The sequence below is a fragment of the Pseudoxanthomonas sp. PXM01 genome (assembly GCF_014851815.1).
Classification (GTDB): domain Bacteria; phylum Pseudomonadota; class Gammaproteobacteria; order Xanthomonadales; family Xanthomonadaceae; genus Pseudoxanthomonas_A.
In genome coordinates this window covers 334,444-360,045 of record NZ_JACVAJ010000003.1, presented here as the reverse complement: position 1 = coordinate 360,045, position 25,602 = coordinate 334,444, and the positions used below count along the sequence as shown (strand labels likewise).

General features: G+C 67.4%; 27 protein-coding genes and 1 pseudogene. 10 read left to right on the top strand and 18 right to left on the bottom strand.

Features of this window, described 5'->3' with window-relative positions:
• Positions 1-94 precede the first annotated feature (94 nt).
• Positions 95-2,431: a family 20 glycosylhydrolase gene (locus IB230_RS18265; protein ID WP_192274285.1), complete on the top strand. Its 2,337-nt coding sequence runs from the start codon at positions 95-97 to the stop codon at positions 2,429-2,431.
• 51 nt (positions 2,432-2,482) lie between these two features.
• On the opposite strand, the gene IB230_RS18260 is transcribed toward IB230_RS18265, so the two are convergent.
• Positions 2,483-2,905 carry a VanZ family protein gene (locus IB230_RS18260; protein WP_192274452.1) on the bottom strand — a complete coding sequence of 141 codons (423 nt, stop codon included), beginning with the start codon at positions 2,903-2,905 and terminating at the stop codon, positions 2,483-2,485.
• Entirely contained in the window at positions 2,893-4,077 is a 1,185-nt protein-coding gene (locus IB230_RS18255; protein WP_192274284.1) for a class I SAM-dependent methyltransferase, read from the bottom strand. The genes IB230_RS18260 and IB230_RS18255 overlap by 13 nt, the downstream gene beginning before the upstream one ends.
• 119 nt (positions 4,078-4,196) lie before the next feature.
• On the opposite strand from IB230_RS18255, the gene IB230_RS18250 reads away from it, so the two are divergent.
• Positions 4,197-5,030: a 20S proteasome subunit A/B gene (locus IB230_RS18250; protein ID WP_192274283.1), complete on the top strand. Its 834-nt coding sequence runs from the start codon at positions 4,197-4,199 to the stop codon at positions 5,028-5,030.
• Between the two features lie 130 nt (positions 5,031-5,160).
• Here the strand turns inward: IB230_RS18250 and IB230_RS18245 are convergent, their stop codons facing one another.
• Entirely contained in the window at positions 5,161-6,102 is a 942-nt protein-coding gene (locus IB230_RS18245) for an alpha-E domain-containing protein (protein WP_192274282.1), read from the bottom strand.
• Complete coding sequence (locus IB230_RS18240; protein ID WP_192274281.1) at positions 6,102-7,556, bottom strand: circularly permuted type 2 ATP-grasp protein; 1,455 nt, start codon at positions 7,554-7,556, stop codon at positions 6,102-6,104. The genes IB230_RS18245 and IB230_RS18240 overlap by 1 nt, the downstream gene beginning before the upstream one ends.
• 183 nt (positions 7,557-7,739) lie before the next feature.
• Here IB230_RS18240 and IB230_RS18235 point away from each other — a divergent pair, with 183 nt between their 5' ends.
• Positions 7,740-8,480: a pteridine reductase gene (locus IB230_RS18235; protein WP_192274280.1), complete on the top strand. Its 741-nt coding sequence runs from the start codon at positions 7,740-7,742 to the stop codon at positions 8,478-8,480.
• Between the two features lie 6 nt (positions 8,481-8,486).
• Here the strand turns inward: IB230_RS18235 and folK are convergent, their stop codons facing one another.
• From folK to tsaD, 3 genes are read right to left on the bottom strand one after another with little or no spacing between them, the layout of a single operon-like run.
• The gene (gene folK, locus IB230_RS18230; protein ID WP_192274279.1) at positions 8,487-8,978 is read right to left on the bottom strand and encodes a 2-amino-4-hydroxy-6-hydroxymethyldihydropteridine diphosphokinase; all 492 of its coding nucleotides are present in this window, start codon (positions 8,976-8,978) and stop codon (positions 8,487-8,489) included.
• Positions 8,979-8,981: 3 nt separating this feature from the next.
• The gene (folB, locus tag IB230_RS18225; protein WP_192274278.1) at positions 8,982-9,341 is read right to left on the bottom strand and encodes a dihydroneopterin aldolase; all 360 of its coding nucleotides are present in this window, start codon (positions 9,339-9,341) and stop codon (positions 8,982-8,984) included.
• A 59-nt stretch (positions 9,342-9,400) separates the two neighbouring features.
• The gene (gene tsaD / locus IB230_RS18220; RefSeq protein ID WP_192274277.1) at positions 9,401-10,438 is read right to left on the bottom strand and encodes a tRNA (adenosine(37)-N6)-threonylcarbamoyltransferase complex transferase subunit TsaD; all 1,038 of its coding nucleotides are present in this window, start codon (positions 10,436-10,438) and stop codon (positions 9,401-9,403) included.
• 135 nt (positions 10,439-10,573) lie between these two features.
• Between tsaD and rpsU the strand changes: the two genes are divergently transcribed.
• From rpsU to IB230_RS18200, 4 genes are all read left to right on the top strand, one after another.
• Positions 10,574-10,789, top strand: coding sequence for a 30S ribosomal protein S21 (gene rpsU / locus IB230_RS18215; protein ID WP_002808376.1), 216 nt, complete (start codon positions 10,574-10,576; stop codon positions 10,787-10,789).
• A gap of 109 nt (positions 10,790-10,898) precedes the next feature.
• The gene (locus tag IB230_RS18210; protein WP_192274276.1) at positions 10,899-11,345 is read left to right on the top strand and encodes a GatB/YqeY domain-containing protein; all 447 of its coding nucleotides are present in this window, start codon (positions 10,899-10,901) and stop codon (positions 11,343-11,345) included.
• A 63-nt stretch (positions 11,346-11,408) separates the two neighbouring features.
• Positions 11,409-11,903, top strand: coding sequence for a GNAT family N-acetyltransferase (locus tag IB230_RS18205; RefSeq protein ID WP_192274275.1), 495 nt, complete (start codon positions 11,409-11,411; stop codon positions 11,901-11,903).
• A gap of 58 nt (positions 11,904-11,961) precedes the next feature.
• Positions 11,962-12,918: a YihY/virulence factor BrkB family protein gene (locus IB230_RS18200; RefSeq protein ID WP_192274274.1), complete on the top strand. Its 957-nt coding sequence runs from the start codon at positions 11,962-11,964 to the stop codon at positions 12,916-12,918.
• Here the strand turns inward: IB230_RS18200 and dld are convergent.
• Positions 12,890-14,569, bottom strand: a pseudogene (gene dld, locus IB230_RS18195) (D-lactate dehydrogenase); the annotation flags it as partial. The gene IB230_RS18200 and the pseudogene dld overlap by 29 nt on opposite strands.
• Before the next feature lie 54 nt (positions 14,570-14,623).
• Between dld and dnaG the strand changes: the two are divergent.
• Positions 14,624-16,363 carry a DNA primase gene (gene dnaG, locus IB230_RS18190; protein WP_192274273.1) on the top strand — a complete coding sequence of 580 codons (1,740 nt, stop codon included), beginning with the start codon at positions 14,624-14,626 and terminating at the stop codon, positions 16,361-16,363.
• 10 nt (positions 16,364-16,373) lie between these two features.
• The gene (locus IB230_RS18185) at positions 16,374-16,868 is read left to right on the top strand and encodes a protein tyrosine phosphatase family protein (RefSeq protein WP_192274272.1); all 495 of its coding nucleotides are present in this window, start codon (positions 16,374-16,376) and stop codon (positions 16,866-16,868) included.
• A 125-nt stretch (positions 16,869-16,993) separates the two neighbouring features.
• Here the strand turns inward: IB230_RS18185 and cyoE are convergent, their stop codons facing one another.
• The 4 genes from cyoE to IB230_RS18165 are packed head-to-tail and all read right to left on the bottom strand — an operon-like array spanning position 16,994 to position 20,436.
• A complete protein-coding gene (gene cyoE, locus IB230_RS18180; protein WP_192274271.1) occupies positions 16,994-17,932 on the bottom strand; it encodes a heme o synthase in 939 nt (312 codons plus the stop codon).
• Positions 17,932-19,077, bottom strand: coding sequence for a COX15/CtaA family protein (locus tag IB230_RS18175; protein ID WP_192274270.1), 1,146 nt, complete (start codon positions 19,075-19,077; stop codon positions 17,932-17,934). Before IB230_RS18175 ends, cyoE begins: the two co-directional genes overlap by 1 nt.
• A gap of 25 nt (positions 19,078-19,102) precedes the next feature.
• A complete protein-coding gene (locus IB230_RS18170) occupies positions 19,103-19,675 on the bottom strand; it encodes a hypothetical protein (RefSeq protein WP_192274269.1) in 573 nt (190 codons plus the stop codon).
• Between the two features lie 26 nt (positions 19,676-19,701).
• Positions 19,702-20,436: an SURF1 family protein gene (locus tag IB230_RS18165; protein WP_343227362.1), complete on the bottom strand. Its 735-nt coding sequence runs from the start codon at positions 20,434-20,436 to the stop codon at positions 19,702-19,704.
• A gap of 86 nt (positions 20,437-20,522) precedes the next feature.
• On the opposite strand from IB230_RS18165, the gene IB230_RS18160 reads away from it, so the two are divergent.
• Positions 20,523-20,744, top strand: a complete 222-nt coding sequence (locus IB230_RS18160) for a twin transmembrane helix small protein (protein WP_192274268.1) — start codon at positions 20,523-20,525, stop codon at positions 20,742-20,744.
• A 93-nt stretch (positions 20,745-20,837) separates the two neighbouring features.
• Here IB230_RS18160 and IB230_RS18155 read toward each other — a convergent pair whose 3' ends face one another.
• Genes IB230_RS18155 through IB230_RS18135 form a run of 6 tightly spaced genes read right to left on the bottom strand, consistent with a single transcriptional unit; the run spans position 20,838 to position 25,556 of the window.
• Positions 20,838-21,716: a cytochrome c oxidase subunit 3 gene (locus IB230_RS18155; RefSeq protein ID WP_192274267.1), complete on the bottom strand. Its 879-nt coding sequence runs from the start codon at positions 21,714-21,716 to the stop codon at positions 20,838-20,840.
• A gap of 28 nt (positions 21,717-21,744) precedes the next feature.
• A complete protein-coding gene (locus tag IB230_RS18150) occupies positions 21,745-22,323 on the bottom strand; it encodes a cytochrome c oxidase assembly protein (protein ID WP_192274266.1) in 579 nt (192 codons plus the stop codon).
• Positions 22,320-22,454: a hypothetical protein gene (locus IB230_RS19880; protein ID WP_255430509.1), complete on the bottom strand. Its 135-nt coding sequence runs from the start codon at positions 22,452-22,454 to the stop codon at positions 22,320-22,322. Before IB230_RS19880 ends, IB230_RS18150 begins: the two co-directional genes overlap by 4 nt.
• A gap of 19 nt (positions 22,455-22,473) precedes the next feature.
• Complete coding sequence (gene ctaD, locus IB230_RS18145) at positions 22,474-24,087, bottom strand: cytochrome c oxidase subunit I (protein ID WP_192274265.1); 1,614 nt, start codon at positions 24,085-24,087, stop codon at positions 22,474-22,476.
• 35 nt (positions 24,088-24,122) lie between these two features.
• Positions 24,123-25,043, bottom strand: coding sequence for a cytochrome c oxidase subunit II (gene coxB / locus IB230_RS18140; protein ID WP_225589681.1), 921 nt, complete (start codon positions 25,041-25,043; stop codon positions 24,123-24,125).
• Positions 25,044-25,079: 36 nt separating this feature from the next.
• Positions 25,080-25,556 carry a DUF2244 domain-containing protein gene (locus tag IB230_RS18135; RefSeq protein WP_192274264.1) on the bottom strand — a complete coding sequence of 159 codons (477 nt, stop codon included), beginning with the start codon at positions 25,554-25,556 and terminating at the stop codon, positions 25,080-25,082.
• Between the last annotated feature and the right edge of the window lie 46 nt (positions 25,557-25,602).

The following is a 25,602-nucleotide window of genomic DNA, read 5'->3' as shown; positions in this document are numbered from 1 at the left end:
ACCGATGTAACGACGTGAAGTTCCCTCACGGGCCTGGACTTGTCCGGGCCCGCTTTTTTTGGGCACGCTGTGCCCTTCGCTATCGAGGACACCGATGAAACGACCCATCGCCCATCGCGCCCTGGCCGGACTGGCCTTCGCCCTGCTGGCCTTGGCCGGTTGCACACCCAAGAGCGGCGACGACGCCGGCGCTGCTGCATCAACGCCGATCACACCGTCGCTGATTCCGGCGCCCGCCGACCTGCAGACGGGTGACGGCACCTTCAGCGTCAGCGCGGACACGCGCCTGTCCGCCAGTGGCGAGGCCGCGACGCGTGTCGCGCAGCAGTTCGCGGCCTACCTCCAGTCCGCAGGCGGCCCCGCATTGGCGACCACGCAGGACGAAGGCAAGGGCATGATCCGCTTCGTGCTGGAAGCCGCCGCGGCCGACAAGCAGAACCCGGAGGCCTACACGCTGGACGTCACGTCCGACGGCGTTACCGTGAAGGCGCACGACGAGCGGGGCCTGTTCTACGGCGCGGTGACGCTGTGGCAACTCGTCACCCAGGGCGACAAGGGCCGCGTCACGCTGCCTGCCCTGCACATCGAGGACGCACCGCGCTTCGGCTGGCGCGGCTTCATGCTGGATCCCGCGCGTCATTTCCAGCAGGTCGATGACGTGAAGAAGATCATCGATGCGATGGCGCTGCACAAGCTCAACACGCTGCACTGGCACCTGACCGACGACCAGGGCTGGCGCATCGAGATCAAGCAGTACCCGAAGCTCACCGAGATCGGCGGCTGCCGTATTCCCGCCGGCGACGGCGGCAAGGATCCGAAGACGGGCGAACCGCGCCCCTACTGCGGCTTCTACACGCAGGACCAGATCCGCGACGTGGTGAAGTACGCTGCCGAGCGCCACATCACCGTGGTGCCCGAGATCAACGTGCCGGGCCACGCGACGGCCGCGATTTCCGCCTATCCGGAGCTGGGCTCGATCGACACGCCGCTGGTGCCGTCGAACGAATGGGGCGTGTTCCCCAACCTGGTCAATGTGGAGGAGGGCACCATCACCTTCCTGGAGAACGTGCTGGGCGAAGTGGTCACCCTGTTCCCCGGCACCTACGTGCATGTCGGCGGCGACGAGGCGGTCAAGGACCAGTGGGAAGCCTCCGCGCGCGAACAGGCGCGCATGCGCCAGGTCGGTGCGAAGACCGAGATGGATCTGCAGGGCTATCTGGTCGAACGCCTGGAAAAGTACCTGTCCACGCACGGCAAGCGCCTGATCGGCTGGGACGAGATCCTGGAAGCCAAGCTGCCGCCCGAAGCCACGGTGATGTCGTGGCGCGGTATCGAGGGCGGCCTGCAGGCCGCGCGCCAGGGCCATGACGTGGTGATGTCGCCGTCCAACAAGACCTACCTCGACTATCTGCAGACCGCGTCGCCCAACGAACCGCCGGGCCGTCCGGCCCTGATCACGCTGCAGGATGTGTACGGCTTCGAGCCGGTCCCGGAGGAGCTGGAAGAAAGCCAGCGCCACCACATCCTCGGCATCCAGGCCAACCTGTGGACCGAGCACACCCGCACGTTCGCCCGCCTGCAGCACAATGCATTCCCGCGTCTCGCCGCGGTCGCGGAAACCGGCTGGACGCCGGCGGCGAAGAAGGACCTCGCCAGCTTCATCGCCCGCCTGCCCACGCAGCTGAAGCGCTACGACGCGATCGGCCTGGGCTATGCGAAGACGCCGTTCGAACCACTGATCGCCACCGAAGACGACCGCAAGGCCGGTACCGCGAAGGTCACGCTGTCCAATCCCCTCGACTACCCGGTGCACTACACCACCGACGGTAGCGAACCGACGCAGGCTTCGCCGACGTTCGCCACGCCGCTGGATGTGAAACTGCCGGCCACCGTGCGCGCCGCCGCGTTCGCCGATGGCCGTGCGCTGGCACCGGCATCCACGTTCGAACTGACACCGGCCGCGATGCTGTCGCGCACCGACGAGGCGATGGGCGTGTGCCCCGATGCCGGCCGCCTGCTGCTGCGGCTTGAAGACGATGGCCCGCTGGAAGGCGAGCGCGCGATCTTCAACGCGACGATCTTCTATCCGTGCTGGCAGTGGAACCAGGCCGACCTGGACGGCATCGCCTCGATCAAGGTCCGTGCGGGCCGCATCCCGTACTACTTCCAGTTGGCCCACGACGAGCCGAACCGCAATTTCGAGTCGGCGAAATCCCCGCTGGGTGAACTGGAGATCCTGGGTGGCGGCTGCAAGGGCCACACGCTGGCGACGGTGGCGTTGCCGGCGGCGCCGAATGCCGATGGCTTCCTCGACCTCGAGGCGGCACTGCCGGCCGGCACCACCGGCAAGCAGGACCTGTGCGTGCGCTTCACCGGCGATACGCGCCCGCAGATGTGGGTGCTGGACCGCATCACGCTGCAGCCGCGCTGAGACAGGCGACAGATCGGAAAGAAAAAAGCCGGGCATGTCCCGGCTTTTTTCTCAGGCCCGCGCTGGCTTCAGGCGAGCGTCGATGACCAGCAGCAACCGGCTGACCGGGGTCAGCACCGTCGCGAAACCGGCCAACACACCGAGCGTGTTGGCCAGTGCATCGCGGGGGTCGGCCATGCGCGTCGCCGTCAGCGTGCCCTGCGCGACCTCCAGCCCGATGCCGAGCAGGATCAGCAGTACCGCGGCGGCAACGCAGCCACGGCGCTTGGCGAACAGCTGCATGGCCGATGCCGACAGCAGCGCGTAAGCCAGGAAGTGCTCCACCTTGTCCCCGCCCTCCGGGACAGGCGGCAAGCCGCTCAGGTTGACCAGCGACAGCACGATCACCGCGATGATCGCCGCACACCACAAGCCCACCCACAGGCGCGGCCGCCGGAACGGCTTCAGTTCGAACAGCCGGCTCACAGGCGCCAGCTCAGGTCGTTGAACAGGAAGGCCGTACCGAACTCGACCTCGCTGGAGAAACCCATCACCTGGAAGCGCTCGCCCATCTCGCTGGGCAGGGTCAACCGTTTGGCCTCGTTGCGCAGGCGCAGCAGCGTGGTCTCGTCGGCACGCGCCTCCGCTTCGTTCAACCGCTCCTGCAGACCGTTGCCGAGAAGGAAGTTGGCCTGCGTCGTGTAACCGGCGAGATCGAACCCGGCCTGCGTCCCGGCCTCGGCCAATGCGGTGAAGTCGATCGAGGCGGTGATGTCCTGCAGTCCCGGCCACAGGTAAGGATCGTTGTGCACGCGATGGCGGTAGTACGCACGCAGCGTGCCGTCGTCACGGTCGGGCTGGTAGTACTCGCGCCGCGTGTAGCCATAGTCGGCGAACAGCATGGCCCCGCGGTCCAGTCCACCCATCACCGCCTGGATCCAGTACGGCAGCTGCGGCAGCAATTCCGAGCGGTAGCCATCGGGGAACGGCTGCTCGAGATAGCGTTCGACGTGGCGCACCGCGGCTGCCAGCAACGCATCGGCCGGGCGATCGGCGCGGACGAAGCGCCCTTCGCCATCCAGTACGACACCCTCCTCGAACACCTCGCCGTCGCGCAGCGTGAAGCGGGGCGTCGGCAGGGCGTCGATCACTTCGTTGGCGAACAGCACGCCGTTCCATGCCTCGGACGGCGGGCCGTCCAGCCACTCCACCAGATCGAACACCGGTGGAATCAGCCGCTGGCCGAGCCGCTCGCGCTGCCGCTCGCGCAGGTCCGCGCTGGGTTCGAGGATGGCGTAGCGCGCGGGCAGCGCATCCAGTTCGAGCAGCCGCTTGAGCATGATCTCGGCGAAGGCGCCGCTGCCGCCACCGATCTCGACGAATTCCGCCTCCGGACCCAGCTGTTGCAGCACCGGCGCGACCGCCTGCGCCACGCAGCTGGCGAACAGCGGCCCCAGCTCTGGCGCGGTGGTGAAATCGCCGGCTTCGCCGAACTTGGTGCTGCCGGCGCTGTAGTAGCCCAGTCCCGGCGCATACAGGCTGCGCTCCATGAAGCGCGAGAACGGCAGGCTGCCGCCCTCGGCGGCGATCTCCGCGCGGATCAGCGCAGCCAACTGGGCGCTGTGCGCCTGCGCAGCGTCATCGGGAAGGGGGAGATCGGCCTGCATGTCGCACCAGAAGCGGGAAACGACGCCATTGTACGGGCCGTTTCACAGTACGGCGCCAGCCCTAGCCAACCCCGGAGGCCACGCATAGAATCGTGATGCACAGCAGCAACGGACACGCCATGACCTATTGCGTCGGCATCGAAGTCAACGAAGGCCTGGTCTTCGCCGCGGATACCCGCACCAGCGCCTCGTTCGACGATGTGCGCGTGTACCGCAAGATGCACGTGTTCGAATGGCCGGGCGACCGCGTGTTCGTCATCATGTCGGCCGGCAACCTGGCCACCACGCAGCTGACCATCTCGCGCCTGCAGCGCGATGCCGACGATCCCCACGCGAAGCACAGCCTGCGCACGTTCTCGCACCTGTACGAAGTGGCGGAGTACGTCGGCGACACGCTGGTCGCCAGCCAGGTCAAGATGAGCGACGAGGCGCAGCAGAGCGGCGTCAACGTGCAGTCCACGCTGATCCTCGGCGGCCAGATCGCCGGCGAGCGCCCTGGCCTGTACATGATCTACCCGCTCGGCAACTGCATCGCCACCTCACCCGAGACGCCCTACCTGCAGATCGGCGAATCCAAGTACGGCAAGCCGATCCTCGACCGCATCATCCGTCCCGAAACGCCGCTGGAAGACGCGGCGCGCTGCGCGCTGGTCTCGCTGGACTCCACCATCCGCTCCAACCTGTCCGTCGGCATGCCGGTGGACATGGCGCTGCTGCGCAACGGCGACCTGAAGATCAGCCAGAAGATGCGGCTGGAGGCGGATACCCCGCTGTATTCGGAAATCCACGACACCTGGTCGCGCAAGCTGGAAGCCGCCGTGCACAGCCTGCCGCGCTTCCCGTGGGAACCGCAGCGGGACCCCGAACAGGAATCGCCCGGTCCACTGCCGGTGATGCCGCCGCGCCGCGCGCCTTCGCGGCAGGATCCGGGCGACGCGCAGGGGCAGCAGTAAGAAGAGGCCGGGGTGGGAGCGACGTCAGTCGCGACGGGTCGACATCGTCCTGATTTTCAAGAAGGTCGCGGCAGGCCATCGCGACTGACGTCGCTCCCACAAACAGCGTACACATCCCGCCACGCTGGCACTAACCGTGGAAATACCCTTCGGCGATCGCGTCGTGCAGCGCGCCGAGATGCACCTGGATCTGGTCCATGAACTGCGCAGGATTGCGCGTCGCCAGGACGGCCGGATCGGCATTGCGGGTCAGGCCGATCAGGCGATTGAGGTGGCGGTCCACGCCCGGACGCGGTGGCATGGTCGGCAGCACGCTCTGCACGCGCGACAGGCAGAAGTGCACGCTGCGCGGGAACTCGTTGTTCTGCAGCAGGAAGCGCAGCGCCAGTTCGGCGGTGACGCGCTGGCGCACGTGCCGGCGGAACATCTGGTAGCCGGCGAGCGAGCGCAGCACGCTCATCCACTGCATGTTCTGGAAGGCTTCGCGGTCGTCCTCGTTGCGCGGCGTGACCAGTCCTGACGCGCCCGCATCCATGATGCGCGTGGTCATGTCGGCCTGCTCCAGGCCGGTGCCCAGGCGCAGGAACTGGTAGCCGATGTCACGACTGACGTTGGCACTGAGCAGGCCCGACACTTTCAGGCAGCCGTCCACGATGCGCTGCAGGAACTCCAGGCGGTAACGCCGGCTCAGGCTGCGCTCACCCTGCGCATCGATATAGAGGTGCAGGTCGTTGATGGCTTCCCAGACGTCCTGCGGCAAGGTGTCGCGGATGCTGCGCAGGATCTCGCGTGCCGAATCCACCGACGTGCGCAGTGATGACGGATTGCGCTCGTCCAGCAGCAGGAAGCGGATCACGTCCGCATCGCCGGCCGCCTCGGCCGTCTCCGGATAGCAGCGCTCGAAGCATTCGCCCGCGCCGACGGTGTCGATCATCGGTCGCCAGGCGAAGCGCACGGAACGCGGCATGTCGAGCTGCAGCTGGCTGCCCACGCCAACCAGCCGCGCGGTGTTTTCCGCACGGCGGACGTAGCGGCTGAACCAGTAGAGGTTGTCGGCGACGCGCGACAGCATCAGGCGGCCCCCTCGTCGTCGGACAGGTCCACCACCCACGTATCCTTCGCGCCGCCGCCCTGCGAGGAATTCACCACCAGCGAGCCCTTCACCATCGCCACGCGCGTCAGGCCGCCGGTGGTCACGTAGGTATCCTGCCGCGACAGCACGAACGGCCGCAGGTCGATGTGCCGCGGCGACGGGCCCTGCTTGGTGACGATGGGCGCGGTGGACAACGCCAGCGTCGGCTGCGCCATGTAATTGCGCGGATTCGCTTCGATCAGCGCCTTGAACTTCTCGCGCTGGCGCTTGGTCGAGCGTGGGCCGATCAGCATGCCGTAGCCACCGGACTCGTTGGCCGGCTTCACCACCAGCTTCTCGATGTTCTCCAGCACGTACTTGCGTTCCTTCGCGTTGTGGCAGAGGTAGCTGGGCACGTTGGGCAGGATCGGATCCTCGTCGAGGTAGTACTTGATCATCTTCGGCACGTAGGCGAACACGACCTTGTCGTCCGCGACGCCGGCACCCGGTGCGTTCGCCAGCGCCACCTTGCCGGCACGCCAGCTGCGGATCAGGCCGGGCACGCCGAGCACCGAATCCGGATGGAACACTTCCGGATCGATGAACAGGTCATCCACGCGGCGGTACACCACATCGACGCGGCGCGGTCCGTAGACGGTGCGCATGTAGGTGCAGTCGTCGTCGGCAACGAACAGGTCGCTGCCTTCGACCAGCTCGATGCCCATCGCCTGCGCCAGGTAGGCGTGTTCGAAGTAGGCGCTGTTGAACACACCCGGCGTCAACAGTGCGATCACCGGGACATCGCCGGGTCGCGGCGATAGCGCGGCCAGCGTGTCGTAGAGCTGGCTGGGATACTCGTCCACTGGCAGGATCGAGCTGGTCTCGAACAGCTCCGGGAACACGCGCTTGGCCACCATGCGGTTTTCCAGCATGTAGCTGACACCGCTGGGAATGCGCAGGTTGTCTTCCAGCGCGTACAGCGTGCCGTCGCCGTCGCGCACGAGGTCGGAGCCGCAGATGTGCGCCCACACGCCCAGCGGCGGCGTGATGCCGACGCACTGCTCGCGGAAGTTCACCGAATCCTTCAGCAGCATCGCCGGGAACACCTTGTCCTTGACGATCTGCTGCTTGCCGTAGATGTCCCCGATGAACAGGTTCAGCGCGCGCATGCGCTGCTTCAGGCCGGCTTCGGTGCGCTGCCATTCGCTGAGCGGGATGATGCGCGGGATCAGGTCGAACGGCAGGGTGCGGTCGACGTTGCGGCCGTCGGAGTACACGGTGAAGGTGATGCCCTGCACGCGGGCCACCACGTCCGCGGCGAGCTGCCGTTCCGCGAGTTCGCGCCCGGACAGGCCGGCGAGGTATTCGACCAGACGGCGCGCGGCCGGTCGCGGCCGTCCATCGGCCTGGATCAGTTCGTCAAAGGTCGTGGTGCGGTACTTCGCCCAGTCCATTCGCCCTTTCCGCTGTCCTTCGCCGGCACATCCGACGAAGGGTGATGCGTCGCAACATGCACGGTCGGTGTGCGCGCCGTCAAGCATGGGCGCGGCGCGGAGCTCGATTCACGTTTTCGGCGTCGCGCTGCGCCATTTCGGTGCAAAGCGGAGACAATGCCCACGTCTGTCCCGGAGCCCACCATGTCCACCCCGCGTCGTGTCGTCCTGATCACCGGTGCAGCCCGCCGCATCGGCGCAGTGATCGCGCGCAGGCTGCATGCGGACGGCTACGACCTGGCACTGCATTACCGCGGCTCGGCCGCCGACCTGCGGTCGCTGGTCGGTGAACTGGAGGCGGCGCGCGCGGGCAGCACGCTGACGCTGCAGGCCGACCTGGCGGTCTTCGACCGGCTGCCGGAACTGGTGGCGAAGACCGTCGGCCACTACGGTCGACTGGACGCGCTGGTCAACAATGCTTCGGCGTTCTATCCCACGCCCGCAGGTCGCGCTACACCGGTGCAGTGGGAAGAGCTGTTCGGGGTCAACGCCCGCGCCCCGTTCTTCCTGGCCCAGGCCGCCGCGCCGCACCTGCGTGCCGCAGGGGGTGCCATCGTCAACATCGCCGACATCTACGCCGACAAGCCGCGCGCGGACCTCGCGGTCTATGCCGCATCGAAGGCGGCCCTGCTTGCGGTCTCGCGTGGCCTGGCGGTATCGCTGGCGCCGGAGGTGCGGGTGAACGCGGTGTCGCCCGGCGCCATCCTGTGGCCCGACGGCGGCATCGATGACGACGTGCAGGCGGGCCTGCTGGCGCAGACGCCGCTCGGACGTATCGGCGACCCCGGCGATATCGCCGGCACGGTGGCCTGGCTGCTCGGCGACGCGGCGAGCTATGTCACCGGGCAGGTGATCCGCGTGGACGGCGGACGCGGGATCGGCTGAACCCGTTCAATCGAAATCGATCATCACCACGTCCGGAGGCGCATCTCGGTCGGCATGTACCTGCCAAAGCGCATCCAGGCGCCGGCCACTGCGTGGATCGACCTTGTCGGGCGCGATATCGGCCAGCGGCAGCAGCACGAACGCATGCTTCAGCTCGTCGCGCGGCAGGCGCAGGTTGCCCGGCCCCTGCATCATCAGGTCGTCGTAGAACACGATGTCGATATCGAGCGTCCGGTCGGAGAAGCGCGGACCGCTACGGTCTCGGCCATGCGCGTCTTCCAGCGCATGCAGCCAGTCGTTCAGTGCGAGCGGATCGAGATCGCTGTCGATCACCGCCGCGGAGTTGAGGAAATCGGTGCCGTCGAAGCCGACCGAGCGCGTACGGTAGACCGGTGACAGCAACACCTCGCCGAAGCGTTCGCGCAGCGCGATGACGGCGGCACGCAGGTGGCGCTCGGGTTCGACGTTACTGCCCAGGCTGAGGTAGGCCAGTCCCATGGATCAGTCCGGGCGCACGCCACGTTCGATCAGCACGCCGACATTGCGCGCGCCGGTCACCGCGCCGGGTTTGCTCAGCTTCAAGCGCACCCAAGCCACGCCGAAGTCTTCGCGGATGATCGCTGCGCAGCGCTCGGCCAGCGTCTCGACCAAACCGAAATTCGCTTCCTCGACGAAGGCGATCAGCCGCTTCGACACGGCCTTGTAGTCCAGCGTGTGCGCAATGTCGTCGCTGGCCGCCGGCACGCGGTTGTCGAACGCCATTTCCACGTCCAGCGCAACGGTCTGGCGGATCCCGCGCTCCCAGTCGTAGATGCCGATGACGGTCTCGATGCGCAGGTCTTCGATGAAAACGATGTCCATGACGGGCTACAGGTAACGGAGTGCGCGCATGGTAACGGCAAACCGTTGCCGCGCCTGCATCACGCGGTCGCGCCCACCTGCGGCAGCGTGGCCATGTCCCAGCGCGGCGTGACCTTCACTTCCGCGGCCTCGTGCTGGCCCGCTTCCAGCCGGAGCGCGCCGGCGAAGGCGATCATCGCGCCGTTGTCGGTGCATAGCGACGGCCGCGGGAAGCAGGCGCGGCCGCCGCGCTTCGCCGCCATCTCCTGCAGCTTCGCGCGCAGCCGCTTGTTGGCGCCCACGCCACCGGCAATGACGATGACGTCGCTGCCAGCTTCATCCAGCGCGCGCTCGCACTTGATCGCCAGCGTGTCGACCACCGCATCCTCGAAGCCGCGCGCGATGTCGGCGCGGGTCTGTTCGGTCTGGTCGCTGTCGCGCCAGGCCAGCAGCACCTGGGTCTTCAGGCCGCTGAAACTGAAATCCAGTCCGGGCCGGTCGGTCATCGGCCGGGCGAACCTGAACCGGCCGGGCGTGCCCTGCTCCGCCAGCGCGGCCAGCTGCGGGCCGCCGGGGTACGGCAGGCCCATCATCTTGGCGGTCTTGTCGAAGGCCTCGCCGGCCGCGTCGTCCAGCGTCTCGCCGAGCAGGCGATACCGGCCGATGGCGTCGACGGCCACCAGCTGGGTGTGGCCGCCGGACACCAGCAGGGCCACGAACGGCGCTTCGGGTGGGTCGTCTTCCATCAACGGGGCCAGCAGGTGGCCTTCCATGTGGTGGACGCCGACCGCCGGCACCTCCAGCGCCCAGGCCAGCGAGCGGGCCACGCCCGCCCCGACCAGCAGGGCGCCGACCAGCCCGGGCCCGGCCGTATAGGCCACCCCGTCGATATCGGCGGTGGTCAGGCCGGCCTCGGCCAGGGTCTGGCGGACCAGCGGGAGCAGCTTGCGGACGTGGTCGCGACTGGCCAGCTCGGGCACCACGCCGCCGTATTCGGCATGCAGGGCGATCTGGCTGTAGACCGCGTGGGCGCGCAAGCCGGCGGCCCCGGGCAGGCCGGTGTCGTAGACGGCCACGCCGGTTTCGTCGCAGCTGGTTTCGATGCCGAGGACTCTCATGAGGGGGATCTGGGGGCTCGGAAAGGGGAGGGCAAGCCGACGGGATGCCCGGGGTGGGTTGCAGCGGCGGCTTCGGTCGCTATAATACGCGGCTCACCGGGCGTGCCCGGACCGTTTACACCACCGAGATTACGTATGCCCAGCGTCAAAGTCCGCGAAAACGAGCCGTTTGAGTTTGCGCTGCGTCGCTTCAAGCGCACCTGCGAAAAGGCCGGCGTCCTGGCCGAAACCCGCAAGCGCGAGTTCTACGAGAAGCCGACCCAGGAGCGCAAGCGCAAGGCCGCTGCTGCGGTGAAGCGTCAGCTGCGTCGCAGCTCGCGCGACGTCACCAAGCGCCAGCGCCTGTACTGAGCCGCGTCGCTTCGCGAGAAGCCGGCACGCGCGAGCGTCGCCGGCTTTTTGTGTTTTTGGCGTCTCACAGCCCCGTGCCACGCCCCTTCCTGTTCCCCCGGAGCCCACCATGTCCCTGAAACAGCAACTCACCGATGACATGAAGGCCGCGATGAAGGCCGGCGAGAAGGATCGCCTGGCGGTCATCCGCCTGATCAACGCTGCCATCAAGCAGCGCGAAGTCGACGAGCGCATCGAGCTGGACGACGCCGCCGTGCTGGCCGTGCTGGAAAAGATGGTCAAGCAGCGCAAGGACTCGGTGAGCCAGTTCGAAGCCGCCAACCGCGAGGACCTGGCCGCCATCGAGCGCGCCGAGCTGGCCGTGATCGACACCTACCTGCCCGCCAAGCTGGGCGAGGCCGAGATCCTGGCCGCCATCGACGCCGCCGTCGCCGAGACCGGCGCTACCGGCCCGGCCGACATGGGCAAGCTGATGGGCGTGCTGAAGCCGCGCCTCGCCGGCCAGGCCGACATGGGCCAGGTCTCGGCGTTGATCAAGAAGAAGCTCGCGGGCTGAGAGCCCGCCGCACGGTGCCGGCGGCTCTCCGGCGCCGCGCTCCATCCATGGCATGCTCATGCGATGGACACCCCCGCCATCACCCTACGCTCGGCCACCCGTGCCGACATTCCGCAGATCCTCGCCTTCATCGACGGTCTGGCCGAGTACGAAAAGCTCGCCCACGAAGCCGTGGCCACGCCTGCGCTGCTCGAAACGCACCTGTTCGGCGAACATCCGTCGGCCGAAGTCGTCATCGCCGAGGCCGATGGCGTGCCGGCCGGTTTCGCGCTGTTCTTCCGCTCGTTCTCCACCTTCCTCGGCAAGCCGGGCCTGTATCTCGAGGACCTGTTCGTGCTTCCGGACTACCGCGGGCTCGGCCTCGGCAAGCGCCTGATGCTGCATCTCGCGCAGCTGGCCGTGTCGCGCGGCTACGGCCGCTTCGAATGGTCGGTGCTCGACTGGAACGAACCCGCGATCCGCTTCTACCGCAGCCTCGGCGCCGTCGGCCTCGACGAGTGGACGGTGCAGCGCGTCAGCGGTGATGCCCTGCAGGCGCTCGCCCGCGGCGATGCGTGAACACCGCGACCACACGGTCGTAACGAACTGCTGACACGGCACTGGGCACGCTCGACGCATGGACCGTCGAGCCCACTTCCGCACACTCCGCGCGCGCGCACGCGATGCGGGCGAGCGCGCCAACCGCAGCCTGCCCGCCGCACTGGTGCGGCGCTTCATCGAAACCGACCTGATGACGCAGGCGGCGTCGCTGTCGTTCTACGCGCTGCTGTCGCTGGCACCGCTGCTGATCCTGCTGCTGTGGCTGACCGCCTCGCTGTACCCGCCGGCACAACAATCGTTGCTCGAGCAGATCCAGCAACTGGCGGGTCCCAGCGCCGCCACGGTCGCCGACACGGTGATCCGCAATGCCAGCGACCGGCCGGACGTCGGCTCGCTGGCCGGATGGTGGAGCACCGGCCTGCTTTTCATCGGTGCCACCGTCGTGTTCGCGCAGTTGCAGGGCGCGCTCAACCTGATCTTCCGCACCGATGCGCAACGGCTCAACGGTGTGCTGGCGTGGTTGAAGAAGCGCGTGTTCTCGCTCGGCGTGGTGCTGGCCATCGGCTTCCTGCTGGTCGTCTCGATGGTGGCCACGACGGCGCTGCAGGTTGTCTTCGCGCGGCTGCCTTCCGTGCTGCCCGCGCTCGGCTACACGACCACGCTGCTGCTGTACGCGCTCGCCTTCGCGTTCTTCTATCACTACCTGCCGGACCGGCGCGTGGCGTGGAAGCAAGCCTTCCTTGGCGGCGCCATCACCGCGTTGCTGTTCACTGCGGGACGCTACCTGATCGGCCTGTACCTGGCAGAAGCCGCGCCCGGCAGCGCATACGGCTCCATGGGCGCACTGGTGCTGTTGCTGGTCTGGGTCTACTACGCCAGCGTGGTGTTCTTCGTCGGCGCGCTGATCACCGCGGTGATCGACGAGCGCCTGCATGTACGGCGGCAGCTGTCGCCTGCGACACCGGAGGATCCGGCGGCGACGCCGCATCCGCCCAGTGATGGAGTTTCGATGTCTGGCCGATTCCCGGATTGAAGGTATTGGTGGGGTCCAGTGCGCGATAGAACCCGGCCAGCGCCGGTTTGGCGCGATAGAGATGGCCGACGTTGTGCTCGGCGGGATACGCGGCGCCACGCGCATCGAGCAGATCCCACAGGCGATGCTCCACCGCCAGCGGTTCTACACCCTTCTTCACGATGTAGTCCTGATGGAAGACGTGGCAGAAGAAATGCCCGTAGTACAGGCGCGCGATCATCGTGTCCGCCACGTCCGCAGGCAGACGTTCCACCCAGTCGCGATCGTCGCGGCGCAGGGCGATGTCCAGCGCGACGATGTCTTCGACCTGCGCGGCGTGCACGGCGCGATAACGCACCGCCGCACCGGCGACCGCGAAGCGCAGCAGGAACGCCTTGCGCCCCTCTTCCGCATCGCAGGCAAAGAAATCGCCTGCACGGTCGCCGAAGAAGCGGTCCAGGAATACGCGTGTCGCCTCGGCATCGCGGGTCGACACCTTCAGCAGCAGATGGTGTTCGTAGCGATCACGGTACGCGCGCAGCCGCGGCGGCAGGTGGTCGGGCAGCATCGCGGTCAGCGACTGCAGCACGCGATCCGCCAGCCCCGGCGCGCCGAACCGTTCGCACCATCCGTCCACACGGCTCTTCAGTGCGAACGCCGCGGGCACCCTGCCGGTACCGAAGCGGTCGATCAGCAGGAAGGTGTCCTTGCCGTAGCGGTCGCCGATGTCGAAGGCGTCGCGATGCAGGTATTCACCGGCGATCGGCAGCCGCTCGAACGCGGTCAGCAGATGACGGCGCACCTCCGTGAGATCGTCCGGATCGTTGCTGCCGAGGTAGAAAACGGATGCTGCGTCCTGTTCGAACGTATCCAGCCGCACCGCGAACACCGCCAGCCGCCCCGCGCAACCGGAGGCCTCGTGCAGGCGCGAGGGGTCGGCGTTGTAGCGCGCGGGCGTGGGCGCATCGACCTGGCGTACGTGTTCGGCGTAGCAGGGATCCGACGCCGCCTGCGCCGGATCGTTGACCACCGCGTCCGCGCCGTAGTCGCCGGCCTGCAACCGCGTCAGGATCTCTTCCGGCGTATCGCCCAGCGCGATGCCGAGATGGTTCACCAGCCGCAGCATTCCGTCTTCGCCAAGCTGCGCATACAGCGCCAGCTCGGTATACGCGGGTCCGCGCCGCACCAGCGCGCCACCGGAGTTGTTGCAGACGCCACCCATCACGGAGGCACCGATGCAGGAGGAGCCGATGACCGAATGCGGTTCGCGACCCAGCGGTGCCAGCCGCTTCTCCAGCACGTCCAGCGTCGCGCCCGGCAGGCAGACGACCTGGCGCCCGCCGTCGAGCATCTGCACGCCGGTCAGGCGCCGCGTGCTGACCAGCACGATGCCGCGGTCGTAGCCGTCGCCATCCGGCGTGGAACCGCCGGTTAACCCGGTGTTGGCCGCCTGCATCAGCACGATGCATCCTGCATCCACCGTGGCCTGCAGCACCCGCCACAGCTCCAGCAGCGTGCCCGGGCAGACGACCGCGAGCACCGTCCCGTCACCGAAGCGGTAGCCCTTGCGATAGCGCCGCGTCGCACGATCGCCGGTCAGTACATGCGCGCGGCCTACGGCTTCGCGCAGCTTCGCCAGCAGGACATCGTCAGAAGGGGCATGAACGGGCATGACCGCATGGTAGCGCGACGGCGCCATGCCCCGCCGTGGCATCCTATGCGTCCCATGGCCCGCATCCCCGACGCCTTCATCGACGAACTGCTCGCCCGGACGGATATCGTCGAGGTGGTGGGCGGGCGCGTGCCGCTGAAGCGGCAGGGCAAGGAGTATTCGGCCTGCTGTCCGTTCCACGACGAGCGTTCGCCGTCGTTCACGGTGTCGCCGACCAAGCAGTTCTACCACTGCTTCGGCTGCGGAGCGCACGGCACGGCGCTGTCGTTCCTGATGAACTACGACCGCCTCGAGTTTCTCGATGCGGTGGAAGAGCTCGCGCGCCGAAACGGCATGGAAGTGCCTCGCGAGACGCAGCAGCGCAACCAGAACAACGATACCCGCGACCTGTTCGGCGCGCTGGAAGCGGCGGCGCGCTTCTTCCAGCGCAACCTGGACGGCAGCGACAAGGCCAAGGTGTATCTCGATGGCCGTGGCGTGGATGCGGCGATCCGCACGCAGTTCATGATCGGCTACGCGCCGGATGGCTACTCGGCGCTGAAGGATGCGCTGGGCACGGACGAGCGGCGGATGAAGCTGCTGGACCGCGCCGGCCTGTTCTCGAAGAACGACCGCGGCCACGTCTACGACAAGTTCCGCGACCGGGTGATGTTCCCCATCCATGACCGCCGCGGACGGGTGATCGCCTTCGGCGGCCGCGTGCTGCAGAAGGACGACGGCCCCAAATACCTCAACTCGCCCGAGACGGCGCTGTTCCACAAGGGCCGCGAGCTGTACGGCCTATGGCAGGTGAAACAGGCCAACCAGAAGATCGCGCGGCTGGTTGTCGTCGAGGGCTACATGGACGTGGTGTCGCTATTCCAGTTCGGCGTGAAGGAAGCCGTCGCCACGCTGGGCACGGCCACCACACCGGAACACGCCGAGCTGCTGTTCCGCAACGCGCCCGATGTGTACTTCTGCTTCGATGGCGATGCCGCCGGCCAGCGCGCCGCGTGGCGTGCGCTGGAGTCGGTGCTGCCGCGCATGAAGGACGGACGGCAGGCGTTCTTCCTGTTCCTGCCCGACGGCGAAGATCCGGACACCATCGTGCGGCAGGAAGGCGCGGCGGGTTTCGATGCGCGCCTGCAGCAGGCGATGCCGCTGTCGCAGTTCTTCTTCGACGAACTGGCCAAGGACATCAAGTTGTCCACGCTGGACGGCAAGGCGCGCCTGGCCGAGCGCGCGCGTCCACTGCTCTCACAGATACCCGACGGCGCGTTCGGCGACCTGATGCGCCAGCGCCTGACCGAGATCACCGGCGTCGGCGCGGGCAACGCAAGCGCAACGCCTGCGGTACCGCCGGCACCCGCGCGTCGCGCCGCGCCGTCGCAAGGCGGGCACAACAAGCCCAGCCTCGTGCGCAGTATCATCGTGCGCCTGCTGCACAAGCCGGCGCTGGCACTGGCGATCGAGTCGACACATGGTTTTTCCGCGCTGCGGCTGGCTGGCATGGAGCTGCTGCTGGAACTGATCGATCTGGTGCATGCCCGCCCCGACATCACCACCGGCGTCCTGCTCGAGCACTTCGCCGAGCGCGATGAGGCCGCGGCGCTTCAGAAGCTGGCGATGCAGGACCTGCCGGGCGACGAGGACAGCTGGCGCCAGGAAATGCTCGACGCCGCCGTGCAGCTGGAGAAGCAGATGCTGCAGCAGCGGCTGGACGAACTGCAGGCCAAGCAGCGCAACGTGGGCCTGGACGAAACCGACAAGTACGAACTGCGCACCCTGCTGCAGGCCCGCATCGGCCGCCACTGAGGAGTCCGTGATGACCCGCTTCGCGCTTCTGCTGTCCACCCTGCTGGCGGGCGGCCTGTCGTTCGCGGCGCTGGCCGGCGACTTCGCCCAGCCCCAACCCGGCCTGCACACCGGCGGCCAACCGTCGCAGGAGGACTTGGCGCGCTTGAAAGCGGAGGGCGTGCGCACGGTGATCGATCTGCGCGGACCGCAGGAAGACCGCGGCTACGACGAAGCTGCCGAGGCGCGGCGCTTGGGACTGGAATACATCACGCTGCCGATCGCCGGCAAGGACGACGTCACTCCGGCGAACGCGAAGGCGTTGGGCGAGTTACTGAAGGCTCGAGACGGCGGCGTGCTGCTGCACTGTGCGTCCGGGAACCGCGTGGGAGCGTTGCTGGCGTTGGACGCGGTAGCGTCGGGCACCTCGAAGGAAGAAGCGCTTGAGCTGGGCCGGAAGGCAGGACTGAAGTCGCTGGAGCCGGTGGTGGTGGAGCGACTGGCGACGCCGGAACAGAACGACTGAAAGCCTTCTGTGGGAGCGACGTCGGTCGCGATCGCTTCGGCAGGTATCTCTGCCACCTTCGATGCCCGGTCTTCGTTATCGCGACCGACGTCGCTCCCACAGGAGGCAGGTAGGCAGCCGCGGGTTTACCCCGCCGGCACGAACTCGATGCCGGCCACCGCCGCCGCGGGCCGCAGCAGTGGCATCACCCAGTGGTCCACCAGCAGGAACGCGAACAACGCCATCAGGTAGACGATGGAGTAGTTGAACACGCGCATCGAGAAGAACTCATCCGGCGGATCGAGCAGGCGCCACGCGTACCAGAGGAACACAGCGCCCAGCACCAGCGCACCGCCCAGGTAGAAGAAGCCGCTCATGCCGAACACCACCGGCAGCACCGTCACTTCGACCAGCAGCACCGTGTAGAACAGGATCTGCCAGCGCGTGTACGTCACGCCGTGCGTCACCGGCAACATCGGCACCAGCGCGCGCGCATAGTCCTCGCGGCGGAAGATCGCCAGCGCCCAGAAATGCGGCGGCGTCCAGACGAAGATGATGAGCACCAGCAGCAGCGCATGCGGCCAGTCCCACTCGCCCTGCATGCCGGTCATCGTCGCCCAGCCCAGCAGCGGCGGCGCGGCACCGGCGATGCCGCCGATGACGATGTTCTGCGGCGTGGCGCGCTTCAGGAACACGGTATAGATCACCGCGTAACCGATCAGCGAAGCGAACGTCAGGATCGCGGTGATCGTGTTGACCCACAGCACCAGGATGGCCATCGACAACGCGGCCAGCGCCAGCGCGAAGACCAGCGCCTGCCACGGCTTCACCTGGCCCTGCACCAGCGGACGCCACGAGGTGCGCGCCATCTTGGCGTCGATGCGGGCGTCGAGCAGCTGGTTGATCGCGGCGGCGCTGGACGCGGCCAGCCAGATGCCGAGGAAACCCAGTGCGCCGCGCAGCAGCTCGGCGCCGTCGGGCAGGCCGTCGATGGCGAGGAACATGCCGACGATCGCGGTGAACACGATCAGCGCCACGACGCGCGGCTTGGTCAGATCCCAGTACTGGCGGAAGGTCGAGGCCATCAGTCGGGCCTGCGCAGGCGGGCGGTCAGCGAGACCAGGGTGAACAACAGCAGCACCGCGCCCGCGTTGTGCGCGACGGCCACCGGCAGCGGCAGGTTGAGCTTGACGTTGAGGATGCCCAGCGTGACCTGCGCGACGATCAGCACGACCAGCGTCAGCGACCAGCTGCGCATGCCGGGCGTGCGGAACAGGCGCAGCGCCAGCGCCAGCACGTACAGCGCGACAACCACCGCCATGATGCGATGGCTCAGCTGGATCGCGATGCGCGCCGCGCCGTCGAGCACGCCGCCTTCATAGTCGACGCCGATGCCGCGCCACAGCACGAAGGCTTCACTGAAGTCCGTTGGCGGCATCCACTGGCCCACGCATTTCGGGAAGTCCATGCCGCAGGCAAGCGCGGCGTAGTTCGCGCTGACCCAGCCGCCCAGCGCGATCTGGATGCCGAGCAGCGCCAGGCCACCGATCAGCCAGCGCCGCAGCACGGTAGCGTCCGCGAGCGTGATGGGGCGATCGGTGGCACGCCACGCCATCCACACCAGCAGCGAGAACGTGGTCAGGCCGCCCAGCAGATGACCCATCACCACGATCGGCTTCAACAGCCATGTCACCGTCCACATGCCCAGCAGGGCCTGGAAGATGATGACCGCCAGCGTCAGCGCGCCTGCGCGGGCCAGATCGATGTTCGACCAGCGCAAGGCTGCGAACAGCAGGATCGCTTCACCGATGATCGCGAGCACCGACGCTTCCACGTGCTCGCCGTGCATGTACAGCGGAATCGCCGCACCGACCAGACCCGCGGCGACCAGGATCTGCGCGATGCCCCAGCGCCGGCGGCGCGCGGCCAGCAAGGCCAGCATCAGCACCAGGACGCCCAGCGACGCGGCGAGGTGGCGGTGCACCTGCTCGCGCCACGCCTTGTGGGTTTCGAACGGACGGATCTCGCTGGCGACATGCGAGGCGGCTTCATCCACCGCCTTCGGCCACGCGGCGCGGCCGTAGCAGGTCGGCCAGTCGGGGCAACTCAGGCCGGCATCGGACAGGCGCACGAACGCGCCGAACACGACGACGCACAGGGTCAGCGCGACCGCCAGCCAGGCGATGCGATGGAAGTGCCGATAGATCACAGGGCGCGCAACAACGTTCATCATCATCTGCAATTCTGGCGGTGGCTCAGATGAGCTTGATCAGCTTGGCGACATCGGTGCGCAAGCCGCCGGGGTCGAAGCCCGGGGCGTAGCGCAGGATGACGAAGCCGTGGGGATCGATCACGTAGACCGGCGTGCCGGCCGCGTCGTCCACCTGCGGCAGGCGCGTGCGCAGCGGATCGTCGGACCGTACCAGGCGTAGTGCCGAGTGGCGCGGCGCATCGGCCGGATAGTCGCCCAGCCACAGGATGTCGACTTCATCCGCGTTGTGGCCGAACAGCTGCCACACGGTATCCAGATCGCGGGCCAGCTTCGTGCAGGCCTGCGCGCAGCCCGGCGCGGGCGCGGCAACGATGCGCCAGCGGCGCTCCGCCGGCTTCCAGTCGTAAACGCCTCCCTCGGCAAGCGTCGGCACGAGGTCGCGCGCATCGGCGGGAGGTTGCAGCATCACGCCATGGTTCTTGTGCCCGGCCGGCTGCCAGCCGGAGAAGCGCAGGAGACCGGCGCCGAAGACGGTGCCGAAGAAGAGGGCGAACAGGGCGACGAGCATCCACCGCCCGCGACGCCGCTGGGCGGGATCGAATGGTTTTGGGTCCATGGGCGCATTTTCTCACGCCCGGACGATCATTGCCCCTTCCGCGCGGCGCGCCGGCCGCGCCAGGTCAGCACCAGCGCGGTGACCAATACCGCACCCGCGAGGCCGAACCACTGCACCGCATAGCCCACATGGCGTTCCGGCGGCAGCGTGTTGGGCAGGATGTCCAGGTCGCGTGCATAGCCGATGGGCAGGTCCGGATCCAGCTTCAGCACGCGCGGCGCGACGGAAGACAGGCCCAGGGCCTCGGCGATCTCCTGCCGCTGCAGCGCGATCACCAGCAGACTGCCATCCGGCTGCGCGCTGGGCGGCGCATGGGCGATGCCCTCCGAGGGCGGCGGCACCAGCAGTCCCGCGACGCGCTGCGTGCCAGGCAGCGGCGCCACGGCCGGCATCGTGCGATTGCCCGGCACCGGCAGCCAACCCAGTTCCACCAGCAGCGGTGCCCCCGCGCTGGCAGGCTGGAAGACACGATAGACACGCACGCCGGGCTGGCGATCGCGGGTCTGGTTGTCGAGCAGGACGGCCGGCGCGGGCAGGAACTCGCCTTCGCCTACGGCCCAGTCGTACGCCTGCGTGCGCGCCGGATCGGCGGCCGACGCCAGTGGCTGCGGCTGGCGCTCGGCCAGTACACGCGCGGTCTCCTCCAGCATCGCTTCCTTCTGTTCGGCCCGGCCCCACTGCCAGGCGCCAAGACTGCCGAACAGGGACATGGCCAGCACGGCCAGGGTCCAGCCCACCGGCAGCGGCATGCGCCGGCTCACGGGCTGCGTCCGAATGTCGCACCCGCCCACCCCTGCGGATGGCGCGATAATGCGCGCCTCACTGCCGAGGTCCCGCCGAGGACGCCATGAACGATTCGCTGAAAACCCTGCTGATCATCGCCTTCCTCATCCTCATCGTGTGGAACCTGGGCGCAGGCCTGTACTACATGCTGGTCGACAAGGGCGAGAGCAAGCGCACCGTGAATGCGCTCACCCGCCGCATCGCCCTGTCCGTCGGCCTGATCCTGCTGGTCGTGCTGGCCATCAAGATGGGCTGGATCCAGCCGCACGGCATCAACCGGGGCTGAGCGGGCATTGTCCCGCGCGCGGCATCCCGCGCCAACCGGGCAAAAGAAAAGGGCCGGCATTGCCGGCCCTTCCGTTGTCGCGGTACCGCCTGCTCAGACCACGTAGACGAACAGGAACAGGCCCAGCCACACCACGTCGACGAAGTGCCAGTACCACGCCACGGCTTCGAAGCCGAAGTGGTCGTTCTTCGAGAAGTGGCCCTTGGCGCAGCGGAACCAGATGATCGCCAGCATGATCGTACCCAGCGTCACGTGCAGGCCGTGGAAGCCGGTCAGCATGAAGAACGTGGAGCCGTAGATGCCCGAACCCAGCGTCAGGTTCAGCTCCTTGTAGGCGTGGATGTACTCTTCGACCTGGAAGAACAGGAACACGCAGCCCAGCAGCACGGTGGCGCCCAGCCAGATCAGCAGCTGGCTGCGGTGGCCGGCCTTCAGCGCGTGGTGCGCGATGGTGATGGTCACGCCCGAGGTCAGCAGGATCAGCGTGTTGAGCAGCGGCAGGCCCCACGCCGGGATGGTCTGGAAGTGACCGCCCACCTGGCCCGGACCCGCGCTCGGCCATGCGGCCGAGAAGCCCTCCCACAGCAGGCTGTTGGTCATCACGCCGTCGCCTTCGCCCCCCAGCCACGGCAGCGACAGCGTGCGGGCGTAGAACAGCGCGCCGAAGAACGCAGCGAAGAACATCACTTCCGAGAAGATGAACCACACCATGCCCATGCGGAATGACACGTCCACCTGGCGGTTGTAGCTGCCGCTCACCGACTCGCGGATCACGTCGCCGAACCACATGAACAGCGTCGCGCACAGGCCGACGACGCCGGCGTAGAACGTCCACATGCCGAACGAAAGATCGTTGAGCCAGCTGGCCACGCCGAACATCGTGATGAACATGGCGATGGAGCCCACGAACGGCCACTTGGAGCTGTGCGGCACGAAGTAGATGTTGGCGTCTGGCGATGGGGCGTTTGCCATGGCGATGCTTCCGGTTGCTAAGGCGTGATCAGGGTGCCGCGAGCGGCGAAGGCGACGCCGTGCCCGTGCCGATCTGCGCGGTCAGGGCGTCGTTCTTGAAGAAGGTATACGACAGGGTGATCGTTTTCACTGCCGCCGGCAGGTCCGGATCCACGATGAAGCGGACCGGCATGTCGCGGCTTTCGCCGGGCTGCAGGGTCTGTGCGGTGAAGCAGAAGCACTCGGTCTTGGTGAAATAGCCGGAGGCGCGCGCCGGCGCGACCGACGGCACCGCGCTGCCGACCACGGCGCGCTCGCTCTCGTTACGGGCGAAGTACTTGGCTTCGTACAGCTCGCCGGGCACGACCTGCATGGTCAGCTGCTCGGGATGGAACGCCCACGGCAGCTTGGAGTTCACGCCACCATCGAACTGCACGGTGACCGTGCGCTTGGCCTTCGCTGCCGCGACCGCGGCGGCCTGGCCCGGGCCCTGTTCCAGGCGGATGCCGAACACCTTCTCGCAGGCGATGCGGTACAGCGGCACCAGCGAGAACGTCAGCACGAACACCGCCATTGCCACGCCCACGAGCTTGAAGATGCCCGCCGAATTGGACTTGGCCGCACTCATGCGCTCAGCACCGCACGGCCGATGAAGGCCGCGAAGATCGCGAAGGCGATACCGCCGATCACCCACGCAGTCCGCAGCACCGCCTTGCGGCGGCGTGCGAGTTCTTCGGGGGTGAAGGCGGGAACGTTCATGCAGGCGCGCTCAGCCGTCTCAGTGCGTGACGTCGCCGTGCGCCAGGTCGCCGTCCTTGATGACCGGCGGCGTGGTGAAGGTGTGGTGCGGTGCCGGCGACGGCACGGTCCACTCCAGGCCCTTGGCGTTTTCCCAGGCGCGCGCTTCGGCCTTGGCGCCGTTGCGCAGCGAGGCCCACAGGATCGCAGCCATCATGAACGGCGTGACGAACATGCCGAACGCGCCGATCGAGCTGATCAGGTTCCAGTCCGCGAACACCGGGTTGTAATCCGGAATACGGCGCGGCATGCCGGCCAGGCCCAGGAAGTGCTGCGGGAAGAACAGCAGGTTGACGAAGACGATCGTCCACCAGAAGTGGAACTTGCCCCAGAACTCGTTGTACATGCGGCCGGTCCACTTCGGCCACCAGTAGTAGGTGGCGGCGATGATGGAGAACAGCGCGCCGGTCACCAGCACGTAGTGGAAGTGCGCCACCACGAAGTAGGTGTCGTGGTACTGGAAGTCCGCCGGGACGATGGCCAGCATCAGGCCGGAGAAGCCGCCGATGGTGAACAGGATCACGAAGCCCACGGCCCACAGCATCGGCGTCTCGAAGGACAGCGAGCCCTTCCACATCGTGCTGACCCAGTTGAACACCTTCACGCCGGTCGGGATCGCGATCAGCATGGTGGCGAACATGAAGTAGATCTCGCCGCCCAGCGGCATGCCCACCGTGAACATGTGGTGCGCCCACACGATGAACGACAGGAAGGCGATCGACGCGGTCGCGTACACCATGGCCTGGTAGCCGAACAGCGGCTTGCGGCTGAAGGTCGGGATGATTTCCGACACCACGCCGAACGCCGGCAGGATCATGATGTAGACCTCGGGGTGACCGAAGAACCAGAAGATGTGCTGGTACATCACCGGGTCGCCGCCGCCGGCCGCATTGAAGAAGCTGGTGCCGAAGAACTTGTCGGTCAGCAGCATGGTCACGGCACCGGCGAGCACCGGCATGACCGCGATCAGCAGGAACGCGGTGATCAGCCAGGTCCAGCAGAAGATCGGCATCTTCAGCAGGTCGATGCCCGGCGCGCGCATGTTCAGCACGGTGGCGATGATGTTGATGGCGCCCATGATCGAGCTGACGCCCATCATGTGGATCGCGAAGATGGTGAACGCGACGTTGTAGCCACCCTGCAGCGACAGCGGCGGGTACAGCGTCCAGCCACCGGCCGGCGCACCGCCCGGCAGGAACAGCGACATCAGCAGCAGGGTGAAGGCGAACGGCATGATCCAGAAGGACCAATTGTTCATGCGCGGCAGCGCCATGTCCGGCGCGCCGACCTGCAGCGGGATCATCCAGTTCGCCAGGCCGACGAAGGCCGGCATCACGCCGCCGAAGATCATGACCAGCGCGTGCACGGTGGTCATCTGGTTGAAGAATTCGGGGCTGACGAACTGCAGGCCCGGCACCATCAGTTCGGCACGGATGATCACCGACATGCCCGCGCCGATGATGAACATGATGAAGCTGAAGATCAGGTAGAGGGTACCGATGTCCTTGTGGTTCGTGGAGAAGAACCACCGGTCGATGAAGCCCTGCTGGTGACCGTGATGATCGTCGTGATGGTCGACGGCGGAGTTGGCCATGTGCTTACTCTCTTGAAGCTAAATCGGACGATCGATCAGCCCTGCGCCGACGGCGCGGGGGTCTCGGCGATAGGGGCGGCATCGGTGGCCGGAGCAGCGTCGGCCGGAGCGGCCTCCGGTGCCGGCGCGGCCGGGGCGGGTTCGGCGGCAGGCGCAGGCTTCTTGGACGCCAGCCACTGCGCGAACTCGGCCTTCGGCACCGCCTTCACGACGATCGGCATGAACCCGTGGTCCTTGCCGCACAGCTCGGCGCACTGGCCGCGGTAGATGCCCGGCTCCTTGATGTCGGTCCAGGCCTCGTTGACGATGCCCGGGATCGCGTCCTGCTTCCAGCCCAGTGCCGGCACCCACCACGCGTGGATGACGTCGTCGGCGGTGATCACGAAGCGGATCTTGGTGTCGGTGGGCAGCACCAGCTGGTTGTCGACGTCCAGCAGATAGTGCGGGTGCGCCTTGATCTCTTCCTGCGTGGCGTTCTTGTTCTGGCGCAGGCGGTCGGACTCGCGGTCCAGACGGCTGGTGAAGGACACGTCCTCGCCCAGGTACTCGTACTTCCACATCCACTGGTAGCCGGTGACCTTGACGGTCATCTCGGCATCGCGGGTGTCGTACATCGCGATCAGCTTGGCGGTCGCCGGCCAGGCCATGACCACCAGGATCAGCACCGGAATGACGGTCCAGATGATCTCGGCCGTGGTGTTGTGGCTGAACTGCGCCGCCACCGCACCCTTGGACTTGCGGAACTTGAACATCGCCCAGCCCATCGCGCCGAACACGATGACGCCGATCACGATGCAGACCCACAGCGCGATCATGTGCGCGTCGTAGGCGTGCTGCGAGGACGTGGTGACGCCCTTGCCCATGTTCAGCTGCCACCGGTGCGGGTCAGCCGACTGCGCCCAGGCCAGCGCCGGCATCGCCAGCAGCGTGCACGCCATCGCCAACCGCTTCCACATCCCATTCACTTGCGTCATTGCCTAGACCCCAATGCGTCATCGGTTGCGGCCACTCGCGGCCGCCAGTAAATCCTGCAAGGTCTCCGCCAGCCCCCGTCGCTCGGCCGGTCCCAGGAAGTCGCCCACCTGTACCTGCCTGCCACTGGACGCCAGCGAAATCCTTTCGCCTCCCCGCTCGATGTCCAGGCGGACCCAATACGGGTGCGCACGGAACACCAACCCTCCGCCGGAGGTGGTCACCTCCACCGCATCGGGCCCGATGCGGATCTCCTCGCCCCGGTCGCCCTGTCGCCACGACGCATGCAACGCCGTGGCCACGATGGCCGAATGGAGCAGCGCAAAGGCCGGCGCGAAGGCATTGCCTCCCCACCAGCCCAGCACGGCGACGACCCACATCGCACCCGACAATGCCGCGAACAACATCACGAACTGGCGGCGCGTCAGCGCCCGCGGCGGCCGCAGGCGGAGCTGCACGCCGTGTCCGTCGCACGATGACGGCACCACTTCGATCATGTCGTCCGCCACACGATCCGGGCTGCGGAAAACCGCTGAATGGTAG

Bases quoted from the DNA above. Each gene is read 5' to 3' on its own strand.
- dnaG (WP_192274273.1), top strand. From the start codon at position 14,624: ATGGCCCGCATCCCCGACGCCTTCATCGACGAACTGCTCGCCCGGACG.
- IB230_RS18135 (WP_192274264.1), bottom strand. From the start codon at position 25,556: ATGATCGAAGTGGTGCCGTCATCGTGCGACGGACACGGCGTGCAGCTC.
- IB230_RS18200 (WP_192274274.1), top strand. From the start codon at position 11,962: ATGGACCGTCGAGCCCACTTCCGCACACTCCGCGCGCGCGCACGCGAT.
- cyoE (WP_192274271.1), bottom strand. From the start codon at position 17,932: ATGGCCTCGACCTTCCGCCAGTACTGGGATCTGACCAAGCCGCGCGTC.
- IB230_RS18160 (WP_192274268.1), top strand. From the start codon at position 20,523: ATGAACGATTCGCTGAAAACCCTGCTGATCATCGCCTTCCTCATCCTC.
- IB230_RS18175 (WP_192274270.1), bottom strand. From the start codon at position 19,077: ATGAACGTTGTTGCGCGCCCTGTGATCTATCGGCACTTCCATCGCATC.
- coxB (WP_225589681.1), bottom strand. From the start codon at position 25,043: ATGTGGAAGCGGTTGGCGATGGCGTGCACGCTGCTGGCGATGCCGGCG.
- IB230_RS18150 (WP_192274266.1), bottom strand. From the start codon at position 22,323: ATGAGTGCGGCCAAGTCCAATTCGGCGGGCATCTTCAAGCTCGTGGGC.
- rpsU (WP_002808376.1), top strand. From the start codon at position 10,574: ATGCCCAGCGTCAAAGTCCGCGAAAACGAGCCGTTTGAGTTTGCGCTG.
- IB230_RS18255 (WP_192274284.1), bottom strand. From the start codon at position 4,077: ATGCAGGCCGATCTCCCCCTTCCCGATGACGCTGCGCAGGCGCACAGC.
- IB230_RS18210 (WP_192274276.1), top strand. From the start codon at position 10,899: ATGTCCCTGAAACAGCAACTCACCGATGACATGAAGGCCGCGATGAAG.
- IB230_RS18205 (WP_192274275.1), top strand. From the start codon at position 11,409: ATGGACACCCCCGCCATCACCCTACGCTCGGCCACCCGTGCCGACATT.
- IB230_RS19880 (WP_255430509.1), bottom strand. From the start codon at position 22,454: ATGAACGTTCCCGCCTTCACCCCCGAAGAACTCGCACGCCGCCGCAAG.
- IB230_RS18155 (WP_192274267.1), bottom strand. From the start codon at position 21,716: ATGGCAAACGCCCCATCGCCAGACGCCAACATCTACTTCGTGCCGCAC.
- folK (WP_192274279.1), bottom strand. From the start codon at position 8,978: ATGGGACTGGCCTACCTCAGCCTGGGCAGTAACGTCGAACCCGAGCGC.
- IB230_RS18240 (WP_192274281.1), bottom strand. From the start codon at position 7,556: ATGGACTGGGCGAAGTACCGCACCACGACCTTTGACGAACTGATCCAG.
- IB230_RS18250 (WP_192274283.1), top strand. From the start codon at position 4,197: ATGACCTATTGCGTCGGCATCGAAGTCAACGAAGGCCTGGTCTTCGCC.
- IB230_RS18245 (WP_192274282.1), bottom strand. From the start codon at position 6,102: ATGCTGTCGCGCGTCGCCGACAACCTCTACTGGTTCAGCCGCTACGTC.
- IB230_RS18185 (WP_192274272.1), top strand. From the start codon at position 16,374: ATGACCCGCTTCGCGCTTCTGCTGTCCACCCTGCTGGCGGGCGGCCTG.
- ctaD (WP_192274265.1), bottom strand. From the start codon at position 24,087: ATGGCCAACTCCGCCGTCGACCATCACGACGATCATCACGGTCACCAG.
- folB (WP_192274278.1), bottom strand. From the start codon at position 9,341: ATGGACATCGTTTTCATCGAAGACCTGCGCATCGAGACCGTCATCGGC.
- IB230_RS18170 (WP_192274269.1), bottom strand. From the start codon at position 19,675: ATGGACCCAAAACCATTCGATCCCGCCCAGCGGCGTCGCGGGCGGTGG.
- IB230_RS18265 (WP_192274285.1), top strand. From the start codon at position 95: ATGAAACGACCCATCGCCCATCGCGCCCTGGCCGGACTGGCCTTCGCC.
- IB230_RS18235 (WP_192274280.1), top strand. From the start codon at position 7,740: ATGTCCACCCCGCGTCGTGTCGTCCTGATCACCGGTGCAGCCCGCCGC.
- tsaD (WP_192274277.1), bottom strand. From the start codon at position 10,438: ATGAGAGTCCTCGGCATCGAAACCAGCTGCGACGAAACCGGCGTGGCC.